This window comes from Brevibacillus reuszeri (genome assembly GCF_002897295.1).
Classification (GTDB): domain Bacteria; phylum Bacillota; class Bacilli; order Brevibacillales; family Brevibacillaceae; genus Brevibacillus; species Brevibacillus reuszeri_A.
Map to the genome: position 1 here is coordinate 24,980 of NZ_BEXF01000003.1, position 19,643 is coordinate 44,622.

Here is a 19,643-nt window from a genome sequence, read left to right on the forward strand (position 1 = left end):
TGGAAATGAAAGCTCACTCGCTTCCATAGATGATTTTTGTTCCTTCGAGTATAGGCGTCGACAGCGGTTGTTTGATCGGAATATATACCTCCACTGTCGTTCCCTTATTCGGTTCACTGCAAAAATGAATAACACCAGCATGATTCTCAATAATTTTATAACTGATCATAAGGCCTAAGCCGGTTCCTTTTTCTTTGGTACTATAAAACGGTTCACCTATGCGCTTCAATCTCTCTTCGCTCATGCCGCAGCCTGTGTCCACGATCCGAATCATCACTTTGTCATCTCCCTCCGGTCTAACCAGGATCTGGATGATTCCTCCATCTGGCATGGACTCTATTGCATTCGTTAGTAAATGACTCATCACTTGCTTAATTTGCCCGGGATCGCACCACATGCGCTGCTCCTCTGCTATCCAAAAAGTGAGCTCCAGCTTATGCTGGTCAGCCTCAGCCTGAATGCAGGACGCAATGCTTTGAATCATATTCCTTACATTTGTCAGCTCGTAATAATTGGAATGCTGCTGTGTAAGAAACACAAATTCTCGCAAAATGCTCTCCAGCTGTTGAAATTCCTGAAGCATAATATCGAAATATTCTTTTTTCCCTTGATCTCGACGGAGTAACTGGACAAACCCTTTTATCGACGTGACAGGGTTGCGAATTTCATGAGCCACCCCTGCTGCAAGCTGGCCAACAACAGACAGCTTCTCCATTTTTCTAATAAACTCCTCCGCCTGCAATTGTGCCGTGACATTACGGATCACAAAAATAATTTGTCCTCTTTCCTGACACTCACTGAGTACTGGCGTTCCTTTCGCTTCCAGTATTGTTCTTTTGCCATTTTGTTGCCCCCATGAAAACGTGATAAGCTTGGGAAGCTTTGTTTCCATAATTTCCAGCAAGGTCGCCAGTACCCGATTGCCTTCTTCTTTTGATAAAAAGGATACAATCGGTTGATGCATGAGCTCCTCAGGTGTGACCTCCAGGACCTCATTCACAGATGGCGACACGTAGGTCATGGAAAAATGACGATCCAAAATGACGATCACATCTGACATATTTTCAGCAATCAGCCTGAACTTCGCTTCACTGATGCGTTTTTCTTCCTCCGCTGTCTTCAGCTCGGTGATGTCCACACAAGACGCAATCACTTCTTTAACAATCCCTTTATGAAAAATGGGTCGCAGAGCTGCCAAATAAAAAACGCCATTGACAAAGCCTTCGTAGTTCACATTTTCTTCCCCGGCCCATGCACGTTCATAATAACTTTCTTTTCTGACAGCTTCGGTCGCAGGTAATATTTCGATCAATGGTTTTCCTACCACTTGTTCAGGTGTTAAACCAATCCGGTAGAGTAGCTCACCCTGACACAAGGTATGTATAAACTTGCCATTTTGTCTGCGAAAAGAAAAGGTCATTCCTTGCTGATTACGCAAAGTTTCAAATAGGTCCTCGTGCAGCGGAGGTGGTGCTGCTCGCTCACGGACGTGCTCTTCAAATGCCTGTCCCACACTCCGACAGGTGGCGTTATTACCTGTAAGTTTCCACTGCCCAAGCACCAGCTCAGGAGCCAGAGCTTCACCAAAGTAAAGTCCCTGCGCCGAATCACAAGAGACCTCGTGGAGAAAGGCTAACTGCTCAGCTGTACCCACACCATCTGCTGTTACTTGCACCTGAAGATTTCTGCCAATACCTATTATCATTTTGACGGCCGTTTCATTTTCGCGGTTCATCGTGCTTTGTTGAACGAAGGTCCGATCGATCCTCAGACGATTGACCGGATATCGGCTCAATTGTGTAAGACTGCTGAAGCCCAGTCCAAACTCGTCCAAGCATATCTGTACGCCAATCTTTTTTAGCTGTATCAAAATGTCGAGGCTTCGCTCCGCTTCCAGCACGATCGCCTCGGGAATGAGAAGTTCTAAAAAATGAGGAGGAAGTCCGGCTTTCAGTATGGTTTGCTCGACTGCTTTGACGAAGCCCGCATCATAAAATGATTCTGCAGATATACGAACAGCTACGACAAACGGTGATAACCCTGCTTCTTGCCACAGCTTGTTTTGTTTTCAAGCGGTCTGCAGGACCCATTGTTCCCTAGCGGCAACTCCGCTTTTCTCTGGCAGTGAGCAGTCAAGCATAGATTTATTTTTCGGAATATTTCGAACTAAAAGAAGCTCTGCACCGATCCACTTACCCGACTTCAAATCAACAAGCGGTAAATAGCGTAGATTGTATTCTTCGCCATCAAGTGGTTGAGGGAGATCTTTCTCCCCATCATCTGGCTCTGCAATGTCCTCATTATGCTCCCACTTTTGCAATACGCACCACTTCCTCTTGTCGTTTTTGCGCGATGCTGTTTTACCGATGCTTCTCCATCATGTAGACCATTTCATATCCATCCTTTCTATTCATTATAAAATAATTATACGCCATGTCTAGATGTGAAGTCACATCCATGTCAGCTTTACCTCGTCCCATCAGACAGAAAGACCCAGCACTTTGTCTCAGCACTGGGTCTTTCCTTTCCCTCTTTTGCTATGCCTGTTTTCTCCGCTCTGCACGCTCACTTTCCTTTAATCGCGGGCATGTGTAGCAATAGTATCCACCTTCTGTTTTGAAATACAAACAGCATTGATTTTTCAAACGTACCTTCTTCAGCGGGTCCCGTAAATCCTCGACCCAATGTATTTTCACATCGAACGGATTTTTGGGTTGACCAAAAACTTCACTGTCAAGCTCGCGGCTCAAAAAATGATAATCTTGTTCCAGTCGCTGTTTTCCTATTGGATCAGCCACAGTGTCAATGAACAACTCCATGTAATAATTGAAGCGTGAAGGAAGCTGTCCCCAAAGAATGCCCAAAGTATTACCAGTCGCTGATGATAGTGCCTGGATGACAGGTTTCACCGTTCGCTGGTAAAGTTCCCGGTACTGCTGCTCCCGCCAGTGATTTCGCAGCTCTTCCCCCTCTGGAGCTGTCCGTGTCTTTGTATCATGACATAAGAAAGCGAACCTGCCCGTTTCACCATCTACATACAACTCCACTGTCCAATTCCCAAGCGCCATATCCAGCGAACAGTTCCAAACGGAGATCATATATTGATGTCCAAGAGCGAGTGCGCCGAGCCAGCTGCAGAAATAGGTGCCTACAGGACTTTCATCCTTTGCTTTGATCAAAGGCGCATACGTCTGGACAAGCAGCTCCATGTTTTTGGGATCGACCAGCTCGTCTGCCCTGAACGATAGAAGGACGTTCTCCCTGGGCTCGGTAGTAATCGGAAAATTCTCCGTCAAGTGCTGAAAATCAATCTTGCTCATCCTGGCCTCCCACTTTCTCATCAATCGGTTGATTAAGAGCCCGAATATACATTACGGGACTGGTCCAGGTACGTTCCAAACTGCGCCTGATACAGTCTGCTATAAATCCCTTCTTGCTCTAGCAGCTCATCATGACTGCCTTGTTCCGTAATGCCTTGTTCCGTCACAACAATGATTCGATCTGCATTTTTAATCGTTGCCAAACGGTGCGCAATAACAAGTGTTGTACGCCCTTTGGACAGCTCCACGAGAGATTGCTGAATCGCAGCTTCTGTTTCGGTATCAAGCGCTGACGTCGCCTCGTCGAGAATCAAGATCGGTGGATTTTTCAAAAACATCCGTGCAATAGCAAGACGTTGCTTTTGTCCCCCAGACAGCTTTACTCCCCGTTCTCCGATGATCGTTTCGAGACCTGCGGGCTGCGAGCGAATGAAATCCTCGAGTCTCGCGCGACGAGCCGCATCCCAGATCTCTTCATCAGAGGCATTTTGCTTTCCGTAGACGATGTTTTCGCGGATTGTGCCAGAGAATAGAAATACGTCCTGCTGTACAATCCCTATCTGGCTGCGAAGTGAAGACAATGTGATATTGCGAATGTCTATCCCATCAATCGAGATGCTACCTCCATCAATTTCGTAGAACCGTGGCAAGAGGCTACAAAGCGTAGTTTTACCTGCACCAGATGGACCAACAAATGCGATGGTTTCTCCAGCGCGAATGCTCAAATCAATTTTTTGCAGGACAGTCGATTCGCGATCATAGCTGAAGGTAACATCCTTGTAGCGAATATCACCACGAAGCTGTTGTACTTCAATCGCATCAGGAGCGTCGGCAATATCCGGCTCTGTGTCCAAAATCTCAATATAGCGTTTGAAGCCGGCTATACCTTTTGGATAGCTCTCGATAATGGCATTAATCTTTTCAAGTGGTCGGAAAAATACATTTGTCAAAAGCAAAAAGGCAACAAATTCCCCGTAAGTCAATTCTCCCTGGATGACAAACCAGCTTCCGCAAATCAAAACAAACAGGGTAACCAAACGCATCATCATGTAGCTGACCGAAGCATTTTGAGCCATGATTTTGTAAGACAGAAGCTTAGTCAAGCGGAAACGCTGGTTATTTTCTGCGAAGCGGCCGTTCTCGAATTTCTCGTTAGCAAATGCTTGAACCACGCGCATCCCGCCAACATTGTCCTCCACGCGCGCATTGAAATCAGCCATATCGCCGTACAGTCGATGGAAGGCAGCTGTCATTTTGCGATTAAAGAAGACTACGAAGAAAATCATAATTGGGATGACGAGGAATGTAAGAATCGCCATTTCTTCATTGATACTAAACATCAGCATAAATGCCCCAACTAGTGTCATGATGGCAATAAACAAATCCTCAGGTCCGTGGTGGGCAACCTCGCCGATTTCCATCAAGTCATTGGTCAGTCGTGATAGCAGATGCCCCGTTTTCGTATTGTCAAAAAAACGAAATGACAGCTTTTGAATATGGTCGTAAAGCTTTTTGCGCATATCCGTTTCAATATTAATACCAAGCATATGACCCCAGTAGGTCACGACATAGTTCATACCGGAATTGATCCCGTACAAAATGAGCAAGCCAATACAAGCCCAAACGATGAGCTCCCAATCCTTGCTCGGAAGTAATTGATCGACAACCATATTAACCGCGAGTGGAAATCCCAGCTCCAGCAGAGCTACGAAAATCGCGCAGGAAAAATCTAGCACGAACAATCCTTTATATGGTCGATAATAGGAAAAAAATCTGCGAATCATCTATGCTACTCCTCTCTTTTTCCGCGAAGCGTTTATCATGACGCCCCCTTTATAGTGATAATCATTGTCATTATATATGTATTTCCTTACATTTTCGATCTTTTATTGGTATTTTTTTACGATCAGAGTTTCTAGGGGTAATCTCGTTGCATGGAAAAAAGCCTGGTTCAAGCGCCCCCCACTTAGCAAAAGAGATGACGATCAAGCCAGGCATTATGGTTAGGAGTATTACACTTCTTACTGCAAATCCTGATACGCCGGGACACCACCGGCACTTTTGGCTGAGAGAATCGCATTCACTACTGCTTCTGCAAGCACCTCGACACACAAGGTTCCCACTAGATTGACAGAAGCGTCTACCCCTCCGGTAGCAATCGCAAAAATCGTATCCCCATCACTCATTGTATGTACCGGGTGAATGGTTTTCGCTAGTCCATTATGGGCCATTTGGGCGACTTTATTGGCTTGTACCTTATTCAGATTGGCGTTGCTCGCTACTACCGCTATCGTTGTATTCGTTCCAGCCGGTACTGGAGGCGTACTCGCATCGATCATCCAGGAGAGACTATCACGAATTTTGCCATCCTCTCCCCGTGCTCCAGCGAGTATTTCACCAGTAGTAGGGAGACGCACCTCTCCTACTGCATTGACAGCCACGATGGCTCCAACGACCAGACCATTTGGCAAACGGCGAGAAGCCGAGCCTAATCCGCCCTTCATCGCTCTTTTCATCCCTGCCATTTTTCCTACGGTCGCGCCTGTCCCTGCACCGAAGTTCCCCTGCTGAACAGGCTCTTTGCTCGCGATTTTTGCTGCTTCATACCCCATTTTTTGATCTGGACGAACCTTTGCGCTTCCGAGCGATAAATCGAAAATGACCGCTGCTGGTATAATCGGCACGACACCTACTCCGACGTTGTAACCGAGTCCTTGTTCTTCCATATACCGCATGACACCACTCGCTGCGTCCAAGCCATATGCACTACCACCCGTCAGTACGACTGCATTTACTTCCTGGACCTGGTTAATCGGGTTTAACAGGTCCGTTTCTCGCGTACCAGGCGCCGAGCCGCGCACATCCACTCCACATGCCGATCCTTTTTCCAGTACGATCACTGTGCAGCCTGTCAATGCTTTATCGTCTTGTACTTGTCCTACTTTGACGCCAGGTACATCAACGATCGTCCCGCTTGCCATGACAGGCTTTCCAGAAGCCAAAACGCCCAGTGAGCCGTCTTTGGCCTCACTCTTTTCCTCTGCCAATGCGGAACCAAGTGTGAGCAAGGAGCCAGGTACTGCAGCAGCCAATCCAAGCATCGCCGTCTTCTTTAAAAATCTTCGTCGCGAAACACTTTGGTTTCCTTGCTCAGTCAAAACCTCTTGTGCATCCGTTTCTTCTTGCTTCCAGTCATTGGCCATTGTCATACCCACCTTTTTACAAGAATATGATGGATGTTTATTATTCTGAAATTTCCGTCTATTACTATCATAAACCGATTTTAAGAGTTGCTCAATCCTTCCTTGTACTCACTACCAGTTACAACTGTAAAAAAGTCTGGTGTTCTGTCTGCATCTTCTTTATACTGAAAATCTGTGAAAAACGGCCCCGACTTTTCTGAAAGGGGAAAGTCACTATACAACATAGAAACGAGGTACTGTATTGAATTTTCAACAACTAAAAATGGGATGGTTTTCTAACGTACGTGCTGACGTGCTGGCAGGGGTTACGGTGGCGCTTGCACTGATTCCAGAAGCGATTGCATTCTCGATTATTGCTGGAGTAGACCCGATGGTTGGCTTGTACGCTTCTTTTTGCATGGCAGTAACGATCGCCTTTGTAGGTGGACGACCAGCGATGATCTCAGCCGCAACGGGCGCAATGGCACTTTTAATGGTTACGCTGGTGAAGGAGCATGGCCTCGAGTACTTATTTGCTGCGACCATTTTGACCGGAATCCTGCAATTTTTGATGGGTGTATGTAAAATTGGCAGGCTGATGACATTCGTCCCGCATTCAGTGGTGATTGGTTTCGTAAATGCCCTTGCCATTCTTATTTTTATGGCGCAGCTGCCACACTTTGTAGAAGCCTCCTGGGTAATGTACGTGATGCTTGCTGGTACTCTGGCGATTATTTATCTCCTCCCGCGCTTGACCAAAGCTGTACCGTCCGCACTCGTTGCCATTATCGTAATGACAGTGATTGCGATGCTTGCTGGGCTCGACTTGAGAACGGTGGGTGATATGGGTGAGATTACACGCGCGCTCCCCTTGTTTCACGCACCTAGCGTCCCTCTCACCCTGGAAACTCTTTGGATTATTTTGCCATACTCCTTTCCTCTCGCCCTAGTCGGAATTTTGGAGTCCTTGATGACGGCTGCGATTTTGGATGAAATGACCGACACACGCAGCAGCAAAAACAGAGAAGTAAAGGGACAAGGCATCGCCAATGTGGTAACAGGCTTTTTTGGCGGTATGGCAGGCTGTGCGATGATTGGCCAATCCGTTATCAACGTGAAGTCAGGCGGACGTGGTCGCTTGTCGACACTAGTAGCAGGGGTATTCCTGCTCTTTCTGATTCTCGTGTTAGGCGATGTCGTGAAACAAATTCCGATGGCTGCTCTTGTTGGTGTCATGGTGATGGTTTCTATTGGCACATTTGATTGGCAATCCATTCGGGATATACGCAAGATTCCGTTAGGAGACGCGGCTGTAATGATTACGACCGTTATCATCGTAGTTGCAACACATGATTTGGCCAAAGGTGTCATCGCTGGCGTCATTCTCAGCGCACTCATTTTTGGCTGGCGAATGTCTCGCTTAAGCTCCACTTCTTATGTGAGTGAAACCGGTGAAAAGGTGTATGTCATCTCTGGACAGTTATTTTTCGGGACGATGTCTCACTTCGTGGAACAATTTACGATTACCGATGATCCAGAGCAGGTAATCATTGATTTTTCACGCTCCCACGTGTGGGATCATTCGGCAGTCACAGCGATTTCTAAGGTCATCCTCAAATATAGACAAATGGATAAGCACGTCGTCATTACGGGCCTAAACGAAGAGAGCAAGCGACTTATAGACCGTATTGGCATCAGTGCTCCATCCAGTCATTGACGACAAATCCCCTCCTCAGCCTTGAAAGGAACGCACTTTCACTTGGCTGCTGGAGGGGATTTTTTCATTTTGCGTTTGCTTGTTTACTCGATGCGAAAGACTAGTTTTCCTACATTCTGATTTTCTTCCATGCGGACATGAGCGAGAGCGATTTCTTCAAGTGGATAGACTCGGTCGATGATCGGCTTAATCTCACCAGAAGCAAACAGAGGTAAAATATGTTTCGCCAAATCCCTGCTTAATTGTGCTTTGTACTCATCGCTACGTGGAGTAAGCAACGTGCCTGTCACTTGTAGCCTTTTCCCCATGAGCGTCATCAGGTCGATCGGTTCCGCTTCTCTGCCACCCAGGATGCCAATCAAAACAATGCGTCCATCTATGCTGGCACTTGCGATATTCTTTTTCCAGTAGGACGCCCCAATAAAATCGAGTATCAGATTAACGCCTTGGCCATTCGTAATCCTCGCTACCTCTTCTTCAAATGCTGCCGATTTATAATTGATTGCATAATCTGCCCCTAGCTCCTTGCAAAAAGCAGCTTTGTCGTCTGAGCCAACCGTCACGATAACAGTTGCCTTCGCTACCTTCTTTGCCAATTGGATTGCAGCGGTTCCTACTCCACTGGCTCCGGCATGAATGAGTACCGTTTCCTTTTCCTGTAGCTTTCCAATCCAAAACAATGTTTGATAGGCGGTTAAAAAAACTTCCGGAATCGCTGCCGCTTCCACAAAGCTGAGACTATCCGGTATCGCCATGGCTCGATTGGCAGGCATGACCGCATATTCGGCATACCCTCCAGTGACAAGGCCCATTACCTTGTCTCCGTATTTCCAGTCCGTGACACCCTTCCCCACCTGCTCGACGATCCCTGCGACTTCTACGCCTAATTGAGCCGTAGCTTTTTTGAATTCGGAGGCCCCTCCTTGTCTTGCGAGAATGTCCATTCGATTAATCGCACCTGCTTGTACTCGGATCAGAATTTCATCATCCCCTGCGAGAGGCGCAGGAATATCCACTAGCTTGAGCATCTCTGGACCACCTGGTTTATCCACCACGATAGCTTTCATCGGAGAAAAACCTCCTTTTTGTAAGATCAAAATTCAATCAGCATGATAGCATTTTTAACCAATTTAACAGAAAAATCAATACGTCAAGGTTTTCCCTTATTTCTTTTTTGCAATAGTGCGATCATATTTCTTTATTGGTCACCTTTTAGAACCAGTGCTAGAATGATCCATATGAATATCCCTGCTTTTTAACTGCAAAGGTTGTGAGAGAAATATGGATTTTTCTTGGAAACGTAATCTCATATTACTTTGGGTTGGAGTCTTTTTCTGTAGCACCGCCTACTCTATTTCCATACCATTCTTGCCGATTTTCTTGCACACAACACTCGGTGTCAATGAGCATTTGGAGGCATGGTCTGGGATCTCATTCGGCATTACCTTTTTGGCGAGTGCCCTGATTTCTCCTTATTGGGGTTCACTGGCGGATAAATACGGTCGGAAACCGATGCTGATTCGCTCTGGATTTAGTTTGGCCCTGTTATATTTTTTGACTTACTTTATCACAAATCCTTATTTGTTTATTGTATTGCGCATTTTTCAGGGTCTGCTTGCAGGATACGTACCTGCTGCGATTGCACTCGTCGCGACAAATACACCTGAAAAGAATGTCGGCTATGCACTCGGGGTCATGGCGACCGCAGGAGCCACAGGCGGGATCGTCGGTCCGCTGGTCGGTGGTGTAGTCAGTCACATTTTCGGAAATGCAGAAGCTTTTTTGTTCTCCGGCGTTGTTGTTCTGGTTGCGGCTATGATCGCTACCTTCCTCGTCAAAGAAACAAACATGAATCGCTCAGGTGTACGTTCTAATGTGCGGGAGGATTTACGTTCGGCGGTAGCCAATCGTCCTCTTATGTCCATTCTCGGTCTTAGCCTGATGGTTACTGTTTCCGTGATGCTGCTCGAGCCGTTGCTCACTGTCTACGTCCTGCAGTTAGGCGCCTCTCAGAGTGAAGCATCGCTTAGTGCCGGTATCATTTTCGCCGCAGTAGGAATCGCAACTGTGATTGCCGCACCGCAATGGGGAAAGCTCGGTACCAAAATCGGGTACGCAAAAATTCTTTTCGTAGGCTTGCTTGGCGGTGCTCTCGGAAATCTGCTGCAATTTTTCTTCACCAATTTGTACGGCTTCGGGATCTTGCGCTTTATGTACGGGCTATTTTTTGCAGCTGTGTACCCATCTATCAACGCAATGATTGTGAAAGTAACAGAGCCCGAGTTTCGTGGCAGAGCCTTTAGCCTCAATCAGTCAGCCACACAGCTCGCCACCATGCTCGGACCAGTCCTCGGAGGAGTTTTGGGTGGGCTCATCCCGATTCGAGTCGTATTCATTATCAACGGGATTGCTCTACTCGCGACAGCGATCCTCATTCACTATAAAAAGCCAGGTCCTGCCAGCCAAAATGTGAAGCAATCGGTTAACGATCCACAGCTGGCTACTAAGTAAACATTCTTTTAAGAAGCTCTCCGTAAGCAACTATTGCGATCCTATCTCGTAGTTGCTTTCACAGGGAGTTTTTTCATTTCCTCTTCAATTCCAAACTTAATCTCATCCTTCAGAATGTTTAGCAAATCACCGATAATGGGTAATAAGTATTAGATGACATACGTAAATTGGCACAAATCACAGTGATCAATGACCGTGACGATGTAGGAGGATTATCTTGGCCAAAATGAATGACGCAAAAAGCGAGCTAGGGAAATTCCTAGCGGTAATCGGAATCGTAGTTGGGGTAGCTGGAGGCTCTATCTTTTTGTTGAATCAGTTTGTATTTGACTCTAAAAATGCTCTCCCCGTGAAAACGACAGCTCCCAAGGACACAACGCGGGAAATTAGTACAGGAGCACCCCCTAACCTAGGAGAAGAATCCACTCAAGAAAGCAGTGATCCACAGACTGCCTCTCCTACTGCCGAAAAGGCGAGCACAGCTGCTGCAAATGCCTCGGACCCTTTTTATGCATCGCTTCAGATGGGCGAGTATGTAGCGATATACAATCAGGATGGAACAGAAAAGGTACTGTCTTTTGTCATGACAAAAGAAGAAGTGAAAACTTTGCTTGGAAAGCCTAAGTCAGAAGCCTATGTGGATGGTGAAACCAGAAGCTTGAGTTATAACTACGGACCGTTCTCCATTTTCTTCGATGAGAATGACCAATATATCAGCTACATGACTTACGAGGGGAAAAAGGAGCTGCTGGAAAAGCAGTGGCTGTCTAGTCTGACAAAAACGCTCGATACGGGAAACGTAGACTTTTATGAGTCCCCTACTGGTTATACTTCCGTAAAGGTCGACTATTATCCCGAATCAAATGACGTTGTTGTGTACATGCTAAAAAGCTATCCGCAAAATGAGCATATCGCCATGCCACAGCCAGAGCAATCGCCTGTGGCAAAAGCACCAGCTTTCGCACAGGCACCTCAAGCACCAAGTTCCGCTAAAGAAGAGCAGACGAATGCCAAGGGTGGGTACGTGATGTCTCCTGGAGAAGAAATTCTTATTGAAAACGTTCAGGTGACCAATAACAGCAAAGTTCACACCGCGAAATACACAATCGATGTCAATTATCACTTTGCCTTCAATAGTCCAAATATGGTAAAGGTCATCACCGATCCTGAAAAAAATCTGGAACTGATGCCTGGTGAAACCGCAACGGTTCAAATCAAGGTCAAATCCAGCAAAAGTGCGCCGAAAGCAAGCTATCGTTTTATCGTATCCTTGAAGCAAGGCTGGTCAAGCCAACCACTGAAGGACTTTACAGTTGAAGTGAAATAAAAGAAAAGAAATCCCCTCTCATTGCATCGGTGTCGAGTGGGGATTTCTTATCTCTAAATTGTCTGCAGGTCGGAAACCGTTCTTTCATTCACTTGATTTCCCGTATTGAGAGTCGTTTTTGGCTCAAGAAGCAGCACATGTACCTCTTCCTCGGCAACTGGCATGTGCTCGACGCCTTTTGGAACAATGATAAATTCACCTTCATCCAGCCAAACATCCCTGTCTCCGAACTTAATTAATAGCTTTCCTTTTACGACAAGAAACATTTCATCTTCGTGATCATGATGATGCCAAACAAACTCTCCCTTGAGCTTCACTAGCTTTACATGTGAATCATTAATCTCCCCAGCGATTTTTGGGCTCCAATAGTCGTGAAAAAGCGAGAATTTTTCCTGAAGATTCACTTTTTGCATGGTCCAACACCCTCTCTTTGTATGCACCGTGAAGTTTATTCTTTCTGATTTTGTTAAGAAACCGGGAGATCCTAACGTTTCCCCCGGCTCATCATGGCAAGCATTCTTATCTTACTTGTTCATCTTACAACAGATATTCCATCTGGATATCCAACGGTTCTCTGGCAAGGATTTCTTCATTTATCTCCACCGCATACGTGCATCCCACCCGGCGATAAAAATGCTGTGTTTCCTCTGAAGGATGAGCAGCAATGTAAAGCTTCTTGGCACCTAGCTGCCTCGCCTGGTCGCAGATCTGTTGAAACAGGCTTCTCCCGAGTCCCGCTTTTCTCCATTCATTTGATACATGAATATACGGCAGCTCGACGTATTGCCCTGCAGAGCCAAAGCGTGCGCCCTCTACGTTGGCAAAACCGATCAAGGCATTTTCCACAAATGCTCCCACTACAGCTCCGCCGGAAGCGACACAGGCTTGCAAGGACGAAATGACTTGCTGCTTTTTGTGTTCATCCCACTCGTCGATAAAGTGATCCTCTTTTAGCAGATACTCTCCATCTGTCTCATACCAGACGCGGGTCGTTTCTTGGTAACGGTGAAAATGAGCCAGCAGATCAGGAGTGAAGTCAGACTGCTGCAAGGTACGGTAGTAAATCTTTGTACGATCGGTCAATCGTCATCACCTCTGTTGAAGGGCTACCTTTAATCCCAATATGATATAAACGGAGCCGACTATTTTGCCACTCCAGCGCCCCAGCCACGAGACCCGCTTAACCAAATGCCCCAACGGACGAATACTCAGGGCGATCAAGGTCGTATAACCGAAGCCCAAAATGACGAAAATCAACCCCAGTACGAGAAATTGCATCACGGATGCTCCTAGCTCCGGGTGCACAAACTGTGGTAAAAACGCCAGGAAAAATAAAGCGGTCTTTGGGTTGAGTACCTCGGCGACAATGGCTTGACCGTACGATTTTAACGGTGACAATGGAGCAATCTTTGGCAGCTGTGGGTCTGTTGGTTTTTCCAGCAAAGCGCGAATTCCTAAATAAACTAGGTAAGCAGCGCCCGCATATTTCACGACATTAAACGCTAACGCAGAGGTCATCAAAATCGCAGAAAGACCAACTGCAGCAAAAATCGTATGGATGAAGTCACCTGTCGCAATACCAAAGCCTGCCATGATCCCTGCTTTTCGACCGCCCTGCACGGTTCTCGTGGCTGTTAGCAATACAGCTGGTCCCGGAATCAGGAACAGTCCTATTACAACCGCCAGAAAAGCACCCAATGTAGAAAAATCAATCATGATGTCTTCTTCCTCTCATTTCAACATCGACAGCAGACTTTCTCATTATAGTCCTTACAGAACATTGCGACAAGTTTTCACTACTCTACTGTCTCCTTGGCTACTACAGCTTTTTCTTTGCTGAATTCACGTTTTTTAAAGCTGACCCAAAGCTGCGCGGCGATGAAAATGGACGAATAGGTCCCGCTCACCAAGCCAAATATCAATGCCAGGGAGAAATGGTACACGCCTTCACTTCCGTACATTGCGATTGCCAAAACCGTAATGAATACAGTAAGCACAGTAAAAACAGAACGGCGCATGGTCTGCCACAGACTGACATTTACCAGCTCCTGCAGTTCATCAAAGGTCTGCACCTTTCGATTCTGTAGATTTTCACGAATCCGGTCAAAAATCACAATCGTATCGTTGATCGAGAAGCCCACAATCGTGAGGATCGCGGCAATGAACGTCAAATCAATCTCCAATTGAAAAACAGAGAAAAGCGCAAGCGGGACAAACACATCGTGTAACAGAGCGACGATGCAAGCAAGTCCAAACAAAAACTGAAAGCGAATCGCGATATATATGGTGATACCGATTGCTGCCAGCATCACCGCCAACGCCGCTTTCTGCACCATCTCATCCGCAATAATCGGATCAACGGTTGACTCTTGCATATTTACCTGGCTGCCGTAATGCTGCTGTAGGCTTTTATGAATATTCTCCAGCTCTGTCTTGTTTATCGGCTTCTCAAAGGTTGTCGTTGCCCATTCGTTATGTGTGCCGAATTTGGTTACAGGCTTGAATTTGCTATCAGGAACCTCCTTCTGGAGGATGGGACTGATTTCCAATGTCTGGAATTCTTTTCCGATAAACATATCAAGTCTAGTTCCAGCTTTGAAATCAACACCTACATGTAAGCCAAAAATGAACATTGAGCAAAGTCCCAGAACTAGAATGCTTGTGGAGAACAGATAGAAGCTGCGGCGCCGTTTGACAATATCAAATCGAATGACCTCGGCATTCTCCTGCTCACGTATGTCTCTCTCCGCGACGCCAAACCAGGTCGGTCTCTTAAACAGATTAGTCTTAAGAAGCCATGCAAGCAGCCAACGCGATCCGAAGACATTTGTAAACAAGCTTACAATTAACGTCATGATCAGGATGACCGAAAAGCCCTGAATAGAGCTTGAACCAAAAGCCATCAACACGAGAGCTGCAATAATCGTTGTCACATGAGAGTCAAGAATGGTAATAAACGATCGTCTTTGTCCTGTACGAAAAGCTGACAGTGCTGTTTTTTGGTTACGAAGCTCCTCTTGGATGCGCTCGTAGGTGATGATATTTGCATCAACCGCCATTCCCACTGACAGAATAAAGCCTGCGATCCCAGTCAGGGTCAAAGTGGCTTGCATCCATGACAGCACCATCAAGCAAATATAAGTGAAAAAAATAAGTGTGAGATTGGCAATCATGCCAGGCATCCGATAAATCCACAGCATGAACAATAGAACAACGCCAAACCCTACATAGCCGGCAAATACCGTCTTTTCCAGCGCCATTGCTCCTAAACTCGCTCCGACTGAGTTCGTTTGGAGCTCAACCAGCCTCGATGGCAATGCTCCTGAGTTCAATATATCCGCGAGCTGATTTGCTTCCTCTAGAGAATGCTGTCCCCTGATTTGGGCATTTCCTGAGGGAATCACTTCTTCTATCACCGGATTGGTCAGCATCTCGTCATCAAGGTATATAGCTACCTTTTTGTTTAGGTTCTTTTTTGTAACGTCGGCAAATTTCTGAGGATCTGCAAATTTTAATACGATCAGCGGTCTTTTTAAATCGTCAAAATCAACCGTTGCACCATTTGGCGCCAAGTCACGCCCTTCCATCACCGTCCTACCCTGCTCGTCTCGAAAGGTAAGTACGGCAGGTCTTCCAATCAGGCTCCGCAGTGTTTCCTCATTCGTTACACCTGCCAGCTTGACGCGGATTCGATCAGGATTTTCGATGGTGACTTCTGGCTCTTTGACGCCTCCGATATTGACACGCTTTTCAATCATGGATGCCGTTACCTTGAGTAACTCCCTCGTAACCGCTTCTCCTTCTTGCATAGGCTCGACCTTGTACAGTATTTCAAAGCCACCCTGTAAATCCAAGCCCAAGCTGATATTTTGCGTTATTTTCGGAGTAGTGGTCATCATTACCCAGCAAGCTGCCACGACGAAAACGATAAAACTGACGATTCTGGACCATTTCTTCACTCTCTTATTCCCCATTTCATCCTATTTTTCTAGATGAAAGGAGGCAAAGCTATGTACCGTGATTCAAATTTGATCGGAAATAATAGAAAGGTTCGTTTTAAGATCGGGATGGCTGATCGAAGAAAACGTTTGATGCTAGAGCGATAGCAAACATGAAAAAACGTAAGAACGATACAAAGTAAATAAAGAATGGTAAAAAAAGAAGTGATCTGATTGTTTTCCTTGAGGAATGTAGCGTGCTCCTCAAAAGGCAGATGCTCTATGAATAAAGATTGTCCTGTGCTTGTATCTGTTTCGGTTGGTAGCTGAATCGAATTCAAGCAAAACAAGCCAATCATCATGATCAAAAGAAAAATTTTTACAAATTTGGCCATTGTATACCCTCACCTCCTTCTCGAAGCCTCGACTATGCGATTTTTTTAATCGTTCCCCTTTTTACGAAAGCAGATGGAAAAAGTTTCACTTTTTGGTGGAACAAAAAAACACCACCTTTTGAAGGCAGTGTTATCCAAACTAATCTAATCTGATTTAATCCGAGCCTAGCCCTACTCCACGACGCCCTCCTCCATATAAATCAATTCCCAGAGGTGACCGTCTAAATCCTGAAAGCTCCTGCCGTACATGAAGCCATGGTCAGTTGGTTCATTAGGAGTCGTTCCTCCAGCTGCTAGCGCTTTATTGACGATCTCGTCAACTTGCTCCCGGCTGTCCGCTGAAAGTGCTACAATGACCTCTGTGCTTTTCGTAGCGTCGGCTATTTCCTTTTTGGTGAACGTTTTAAAGAAGCCCTCAACCAATAGCATGACAAAGATGTGATCGTTTATCACCATACATGTTGCATTGTCATCCGTAAACTGCGGATTAAATTCGAAGCCGATCTTGGAAAAAAATTCGATGGATGCTTGTAAATCCTTCACTGGTAAATTCACAAAAATTTTATCTGCCGTAACACCCACACTCGATCACCTCTACTATTGGATTGGAAGTCTAGCAATCCGATTGTACCATTTAAGAGGGATAGATTAGCAAGAATATTTTGAACGAATCAAGAGAGCATTTTTCGACATTACGTCTCTTTTCCATTCTCGTTACCACTTCCGCCCTTTTTCCAAAACAGGACCAGCACAAGCGCGCCTGCTATAAGGGCAAAGAGCAGCCGGAGCTTATTTTCTTCGAAGTAGATTAAATCATGACCGACAAACGTCTCGAACACCATCGAAGGAATTTTCCCGATTGTGGTAGCTAGCAGAAAATCTCCAAAGGACAGTGTCGTAAGCGCTGCCCCCAAATTAATCACACCAGATGGGATAAATGGATTCAAGCGGAGCAGTACTACTGCAAGGCACTTGCGAAATCGCGAAGAACCGTTTATTCGATGGACCCATTGGAACGACTCCATTTTTTGCAATCTCCTGCTGCTGCGAATCCCACGGCGATAGAGCAGAAAAGCTACAGCAGCCCCTGCTACCTCGCCAGTCAACGAAATCAAGAAGCCCCCGTAAAGTCCAAAGACAACAGCATTGGCCCCCGATAAAAAAATCGATGGAAGAACTCCCGCAACACTGATGAGGATATTTAAAAGAATACTCCCTGCAATCCCCAGAATCCCCCAGGAACGAATCCACTCTGCTAATCCGTCCACATTTGTCAACCAATCCATTCGTTCGTGGAACCCCTCTCTCCCATTACAGAGAAATAATACTAGTCTGAGATTTTACTTTAAACAATTGAGCGTAAAAAAACAAACTGTTATAGCCCGAAAGCTACAACAGCTTGTCTCGTCCCTGTATCTTATTCTACGGAAATAGCGATGTACACATCCACTTGTGCATGATTAGGATCAGCGCAGCGCACACCATCATACCGTTCAAAATCAGCGATAAACGTGCGTTTGTTTCCTGGCTGCTTCGACCACTCCCAAATATGAGCCCACGCTTCTTGAACGACTTCTATTATCGGACCCACGCGTGTGGTAAATACGGCGTATGTTGCTGGCGGAATGGTCGTCACAGACAATTCAGCTGGGAGCTCTTCACCTTTTTCCACTTCCGCTCCTATCAGAAGGGAGTAAGAACCCGTTTCATCACTTTCATAGTCCGAATAGATTCCGTAAACGACTCCTGGCTCTGTTTGGTGAGGTGTGCTAGACGGAAAGCCTTCAGCATAGTACCGCTGCCAAAGCGCCCCAATCTTGGCATTTGGCCCACATTCTGCCTCATTGGTTGTTATGATTTTTAAGCCAGCGACCCGTTTTTCATCGAGTTTGACAATAGTATGGTTCATGGGATATCAACGCTCCTCGTAAAAAGTTGCTTACACGAAACAGTATACCTACACTACCCTGACAACTATCTGTCAACGTTTTGATCCTTTTCGTATAGAAGATACATTTTTTTGATGGTTTCCCGCATCCGCTCCCTGATATAGACAGGCTCGACTACAAACAGAGCATCACCATAGCTGAGCAGCATTCCGTGCAGCCATTCGTCATCAGCCATGACGGTCCGCACCAGCAAAGAGCCATCCTCTTGCGTCTCAATCGCCTCTGGACCAAACATATCTCTCACTCGCACATGAACAGCGGGAGTAAAGCGAAGCACAAGTAGCCTACGCTGCCCAGTATCCCAATCCTCCTGCCACCGCAGCTGTTCAACATCGCTTTGGTGGGGTAAAAATTCCTCGGCGAGCACCTCCCACCTCTCAATCCGCGAAAGCCGAAACAGCCGATATTCCGTGCGTAGTAAGCAAAAGGCGTATACATACCAGACATAACCTTTAATGATCAGCGTAATAGGTTCTATCGTTCGTTCCTCGGATTGTCCACCTATTTTCGTGTAGGCGATACGCGTGCGCACTCTACGCTCAATAGCATCCCGGAGTGAGCTGACCTTTTGTGCGATAGCAGGTGTGCTGCCCCAAGGGTTAAAGTCATAGACGACTGGGTGCTGACTATCTGGAGCACCGGAGGGCGTAGTGGAGAGCAGCGCATTGATTTTTTCCAGGAGGTGACCGATTTGCTTGTCCTCCGTGGTAGAGTGCACTCCCTTCAGCGCAGCAATGACCGCCACCAGCTCCTCCAGTGAAAGGTACTGTCGATCAATCGTAAAGCTTTCCATAATTTCATAACCGCCGCTTGCTCCTGGATACGCCACAATAGGAATTCCTGCTGCGTTGATGGCATCCAAATCGCGATATATCGTGCGCAGTGATACCTCAAAATGGTCCGCAAGCTCACGTGCGCTAAGCCTCCGTTTGTTGAGTAGCATCATGATAATTGCTAGCAATCGTTCCAGCTTCACAATTCTCACCTCCCCACGAGTTGTTTCGAGAACAATGCAAAGAAGGAGATCTACAGCGAATCGATTCTGCTGTAAATCCCCTTCGTAATTCTTCCCATCAAAAATTGTTATACACCAGTACGTCTGCGTTGGTTGTTAGGTTTTTTTGTATGCTGGCTCTTCATCGTTTGATTTTTTGCTTTTTGATTAGCAGGATTATTGGCTTGCGCCTGTGCTTGCTTCTTTTCTGCCAATTTGCGTTTCATTGCCTCTTGCAGGCTAATTTTTCCAGGCTTTTGTTCTACGGTTTCTTTTTCGTTTTGATTTGGCTCCGTCATGCATAGCAACC

19 protein-coding genes are annotated in these 19,643 nt (G+C 46.2%); 3 read left to right on the forward strand and 16 right to left on the reverse strand.

Annotated features, from left to right (window positions below):
* Window positions 1-13: 13 nt before the first annotated feature.
* The 5 genes from C3B52_RS05570 to C3B52_RS05590 form a co-directional block, all read right to left on the reverse strand.
* Window positions 14-2,056 carry an EAL domain-containing protein gene (locus C3B52_RS05570; RefSeq protein WP_268811878.1) on the reverse strand — a complete coding sequence of 681 codons (2,043 nt, stop codon included), beginning with the start codon at window positions 2,054-2,056 and terminating at the stop codon, window positions 14-16.
* Window positions 2,057-2,068: 12 nt separating this feature from the next.
* Window positions 2,069-2,320 (reverse strand): hypothetical protein, encoded by a 252-nt coding sequence (locus tag C3B52_RS05575; RefSeq protein WP_103105099.1) that lies wholly within the window; start codon window positions 2,318-2,320, stop codon window positions 2,069-2,071.
* A 217-nt stretch (window positions 2,321-2,537) separates the two neighbouring features.
* Complete coding sequence (locus tag C3B52_RS05580; protein ID WP_103105100.1) at window positions 2,538-3,320, reverse strand: (2Fe-2S)-binding protein; 783 nt, start codon at window positions 3,318-3,320, stop codon at window positions 2,538-2,540.
* A 32-nt stretch (window positions 3,321-3,352) separates the two neighbouring features.
* Window positions 3,353-5,104, reverse strand: a complete 1,752-nt coding sequence (locus C3B52_RS05585) for an ABC transporter ATP-binding protein (RefSeq protein WP_103105101.1) — start codon at window positions 5,102-5,104, stop codon at window positions 3,353-3,355.
* 237 nt (window positions 5,105-5,341) lie between these two features.
* Entirely contained in the window at window positions 5,342-6,523 is a 1,182-nt protein-coding gene (locus C3B52_RS05590) for a P1 family peptidase (protein WP_123058846.1), read from the reverse strand.
* Window positions 6,524-6,785: 262 nt separating this feature from the next.
* Between C3B52_RS05590 and C3B52_RS05595 the strand changes: the two genes are divergently transcribed.
* Entirely contained in the window at window positions 6,786-8,219 is a 1,434-nt protein-coding gene (locus tag C3B52_RS05595) for a SulP family inorganic anion transporter (RefSeq protein ID WP_103105474.1), read from the forward strand.
* Window positions 8,220-8,302: 83 nt separating this feature from the next.
* On the opposite strand, the gene C3B52_RS05600 is transcribed toward C3B52_RS05595, so the two are convergent.
* Window positions 8,303-9,286 carry an NAD(P)H-quinone oxidoreductase gene (locus C3B52_RS05600; protein ID WP_103105102.1) on the reverse strand — a complete coding sequence of 328 codons (984 nt, stop codon included), beginning with the start codon at window positions 9,284-9,286 and terminating at the stop codon, window positions 8,303-8,305.
* Window positions 9,287-9,500: 214 nt separating this feature from the next.
* On the opposite strand from C3B52_RS05600, the gene C3B52_RS05605 reads away from it, so the two are divergent.
* Window positions 9,501-10,730 carry an MFS transporter gene (locus tag C3B52_RS05605; protein ID WP_103105103.1) on the forward strand — a complete coding sequence of 410 codons (1,230 nt, stop codon included), beginning with the start codon at window positions 9,501-9,503 and terminating at the stop codon, window positions 10,728-10,730.
* Between the two features lie 226 nt (window positions 10,731-10,956).
* A complete protein-coding gene (locus tag C3B52_RS05610) occupies window positions 10,957-12,057 on the forward strand; it encodes a COG1470 family protein (RefSeq protein ID WP_235615625.1) in 1,101 nt (366 codons plus the stop codon).
* 53 nt (window positions 12,058-12,110) lie between these two features.
* On the opposite strand, the gene C3B52_RS05615 is transcribed toward C3B52_RS05610, so the two are convergent.
* From C3B52_RS05615 to C3B52_RS05660, 10 genes are all read right to left on the reverse strand, one after another.
* A complete protein-coding gene (locus tag C3B52_RS05615) occupies window positions 12,111-12,470 on the reverse strand; it encodes a cupin domain-containing protein (protein WP_103105105.1) in 360 nt (119 codons plus the stop codon).
* 124 nt (window positions 12,471-12,594) lie between these two features.
* Complete coding sequence (locus C3B52_RS05620) at window positions 12,595-13,140, reverse strand: GNAT family N-acetyltransferase (protein ID WP_103105106.1); 546 nt, start codon at window positions 13,138-13,140, stop codon at window positions 12,595-12,597.
* A gap of 6 nt (window positions 13,141-13,146) precedes the next feature.
* Complete coding sequence (locus C3B52_RS05625; RefSeq protein WP_103105107.1) at window positions 13,147-13,773, reverse strand: LysE family translocator; 627 nt, start codon at window positions 13,771-13,773, stop codon at window positions 13,147-13,149.
* An 80-nt stretch (window positions 13,774-13,853) separates the two neighbouring features.
* Window positions 13,854-16,016: a protein translocase subunit SecD gene (gene secD / locus C3B52_RS05630; protein WP_164684710.1), complete on the reverse strand. Its 2,163-nt coding sequence runs from the start codon at window positions 16,014-16,016 to the stop codon at window positions 13,854-13,856.
* Between the two features lie 29 nt (window positions 16,017-16,045).
* Window positions 16,046-16,390, reverse strand: coding sequence for a hypothetical protein (locus C3B52_RS05635; RefSeq protein WP_103105109.1), 345 nt, complete (start codon window positions 16,388-16,390; stop codon window positions 16,046-16,048).
* Window positions 16,391-16,561: 171 nt separating this feature from the next.
* Complete coding sequence (locus C3B52_RS05640; RefSeq protein ID WP_103105110.1) at window positions 16,562-16,972, reverse strand: VOC family protein; 411 nt, start codon at window positions 16,970-16,972, stop codon at window positions 16,562-16,564.
* A 110-nt stretch (window positions 16,973-17,082) separates the two neighbouring features.
* A complete protein-coding gene (locus tag C3B52_RS05645) occupies window positions 17,083-17,676 on the reverse strand; it encodes a TVP38/TMEM64 family protein (protein WP_103105111.1) in 594 nt (197 codons plus the stop codon).
* Between the two features lie 131 nt (window positions 17,677-17,807).
* A complete protein-coding gene (locus C3B52_RS05650; RefSeq protein WP_103105112.1) occupies window positions 17,808-18,299 on the reverse strand; it encodes a GyrI-like domain-containing protein in 492 nt (163 codons plus the stop codon).
* Between the two features lie 65 nt (window positions 18,300-18,364).
* The gene (locus tag C3B52_RS05655; protein ID WP_103105113.1) at window positions 18,365-19,315 is read right to left on the reverse strand and encodes a helix-turn-helix transcriptional regulator; all 951 of its coding nucleotides are present in this window, start codon (window positions 19,313-19,315) and stop codon (window positions 18,365-18,367) included.
* A 107-nt stretch (window positions 19,316-19,422) separates the two neighbouring features.
* A complete protein-coding gene (locus tag C3B52_RS05660) occupies window positions 19,423-19,632 on the reverse strand; it encodes a hypothetical protein (RefSeq protein WP_103105114.1) in 210 nt (69 codons plus the stop codon).
* Window positions 19,633-19,643: the final 11 nt, after the last annotated feature.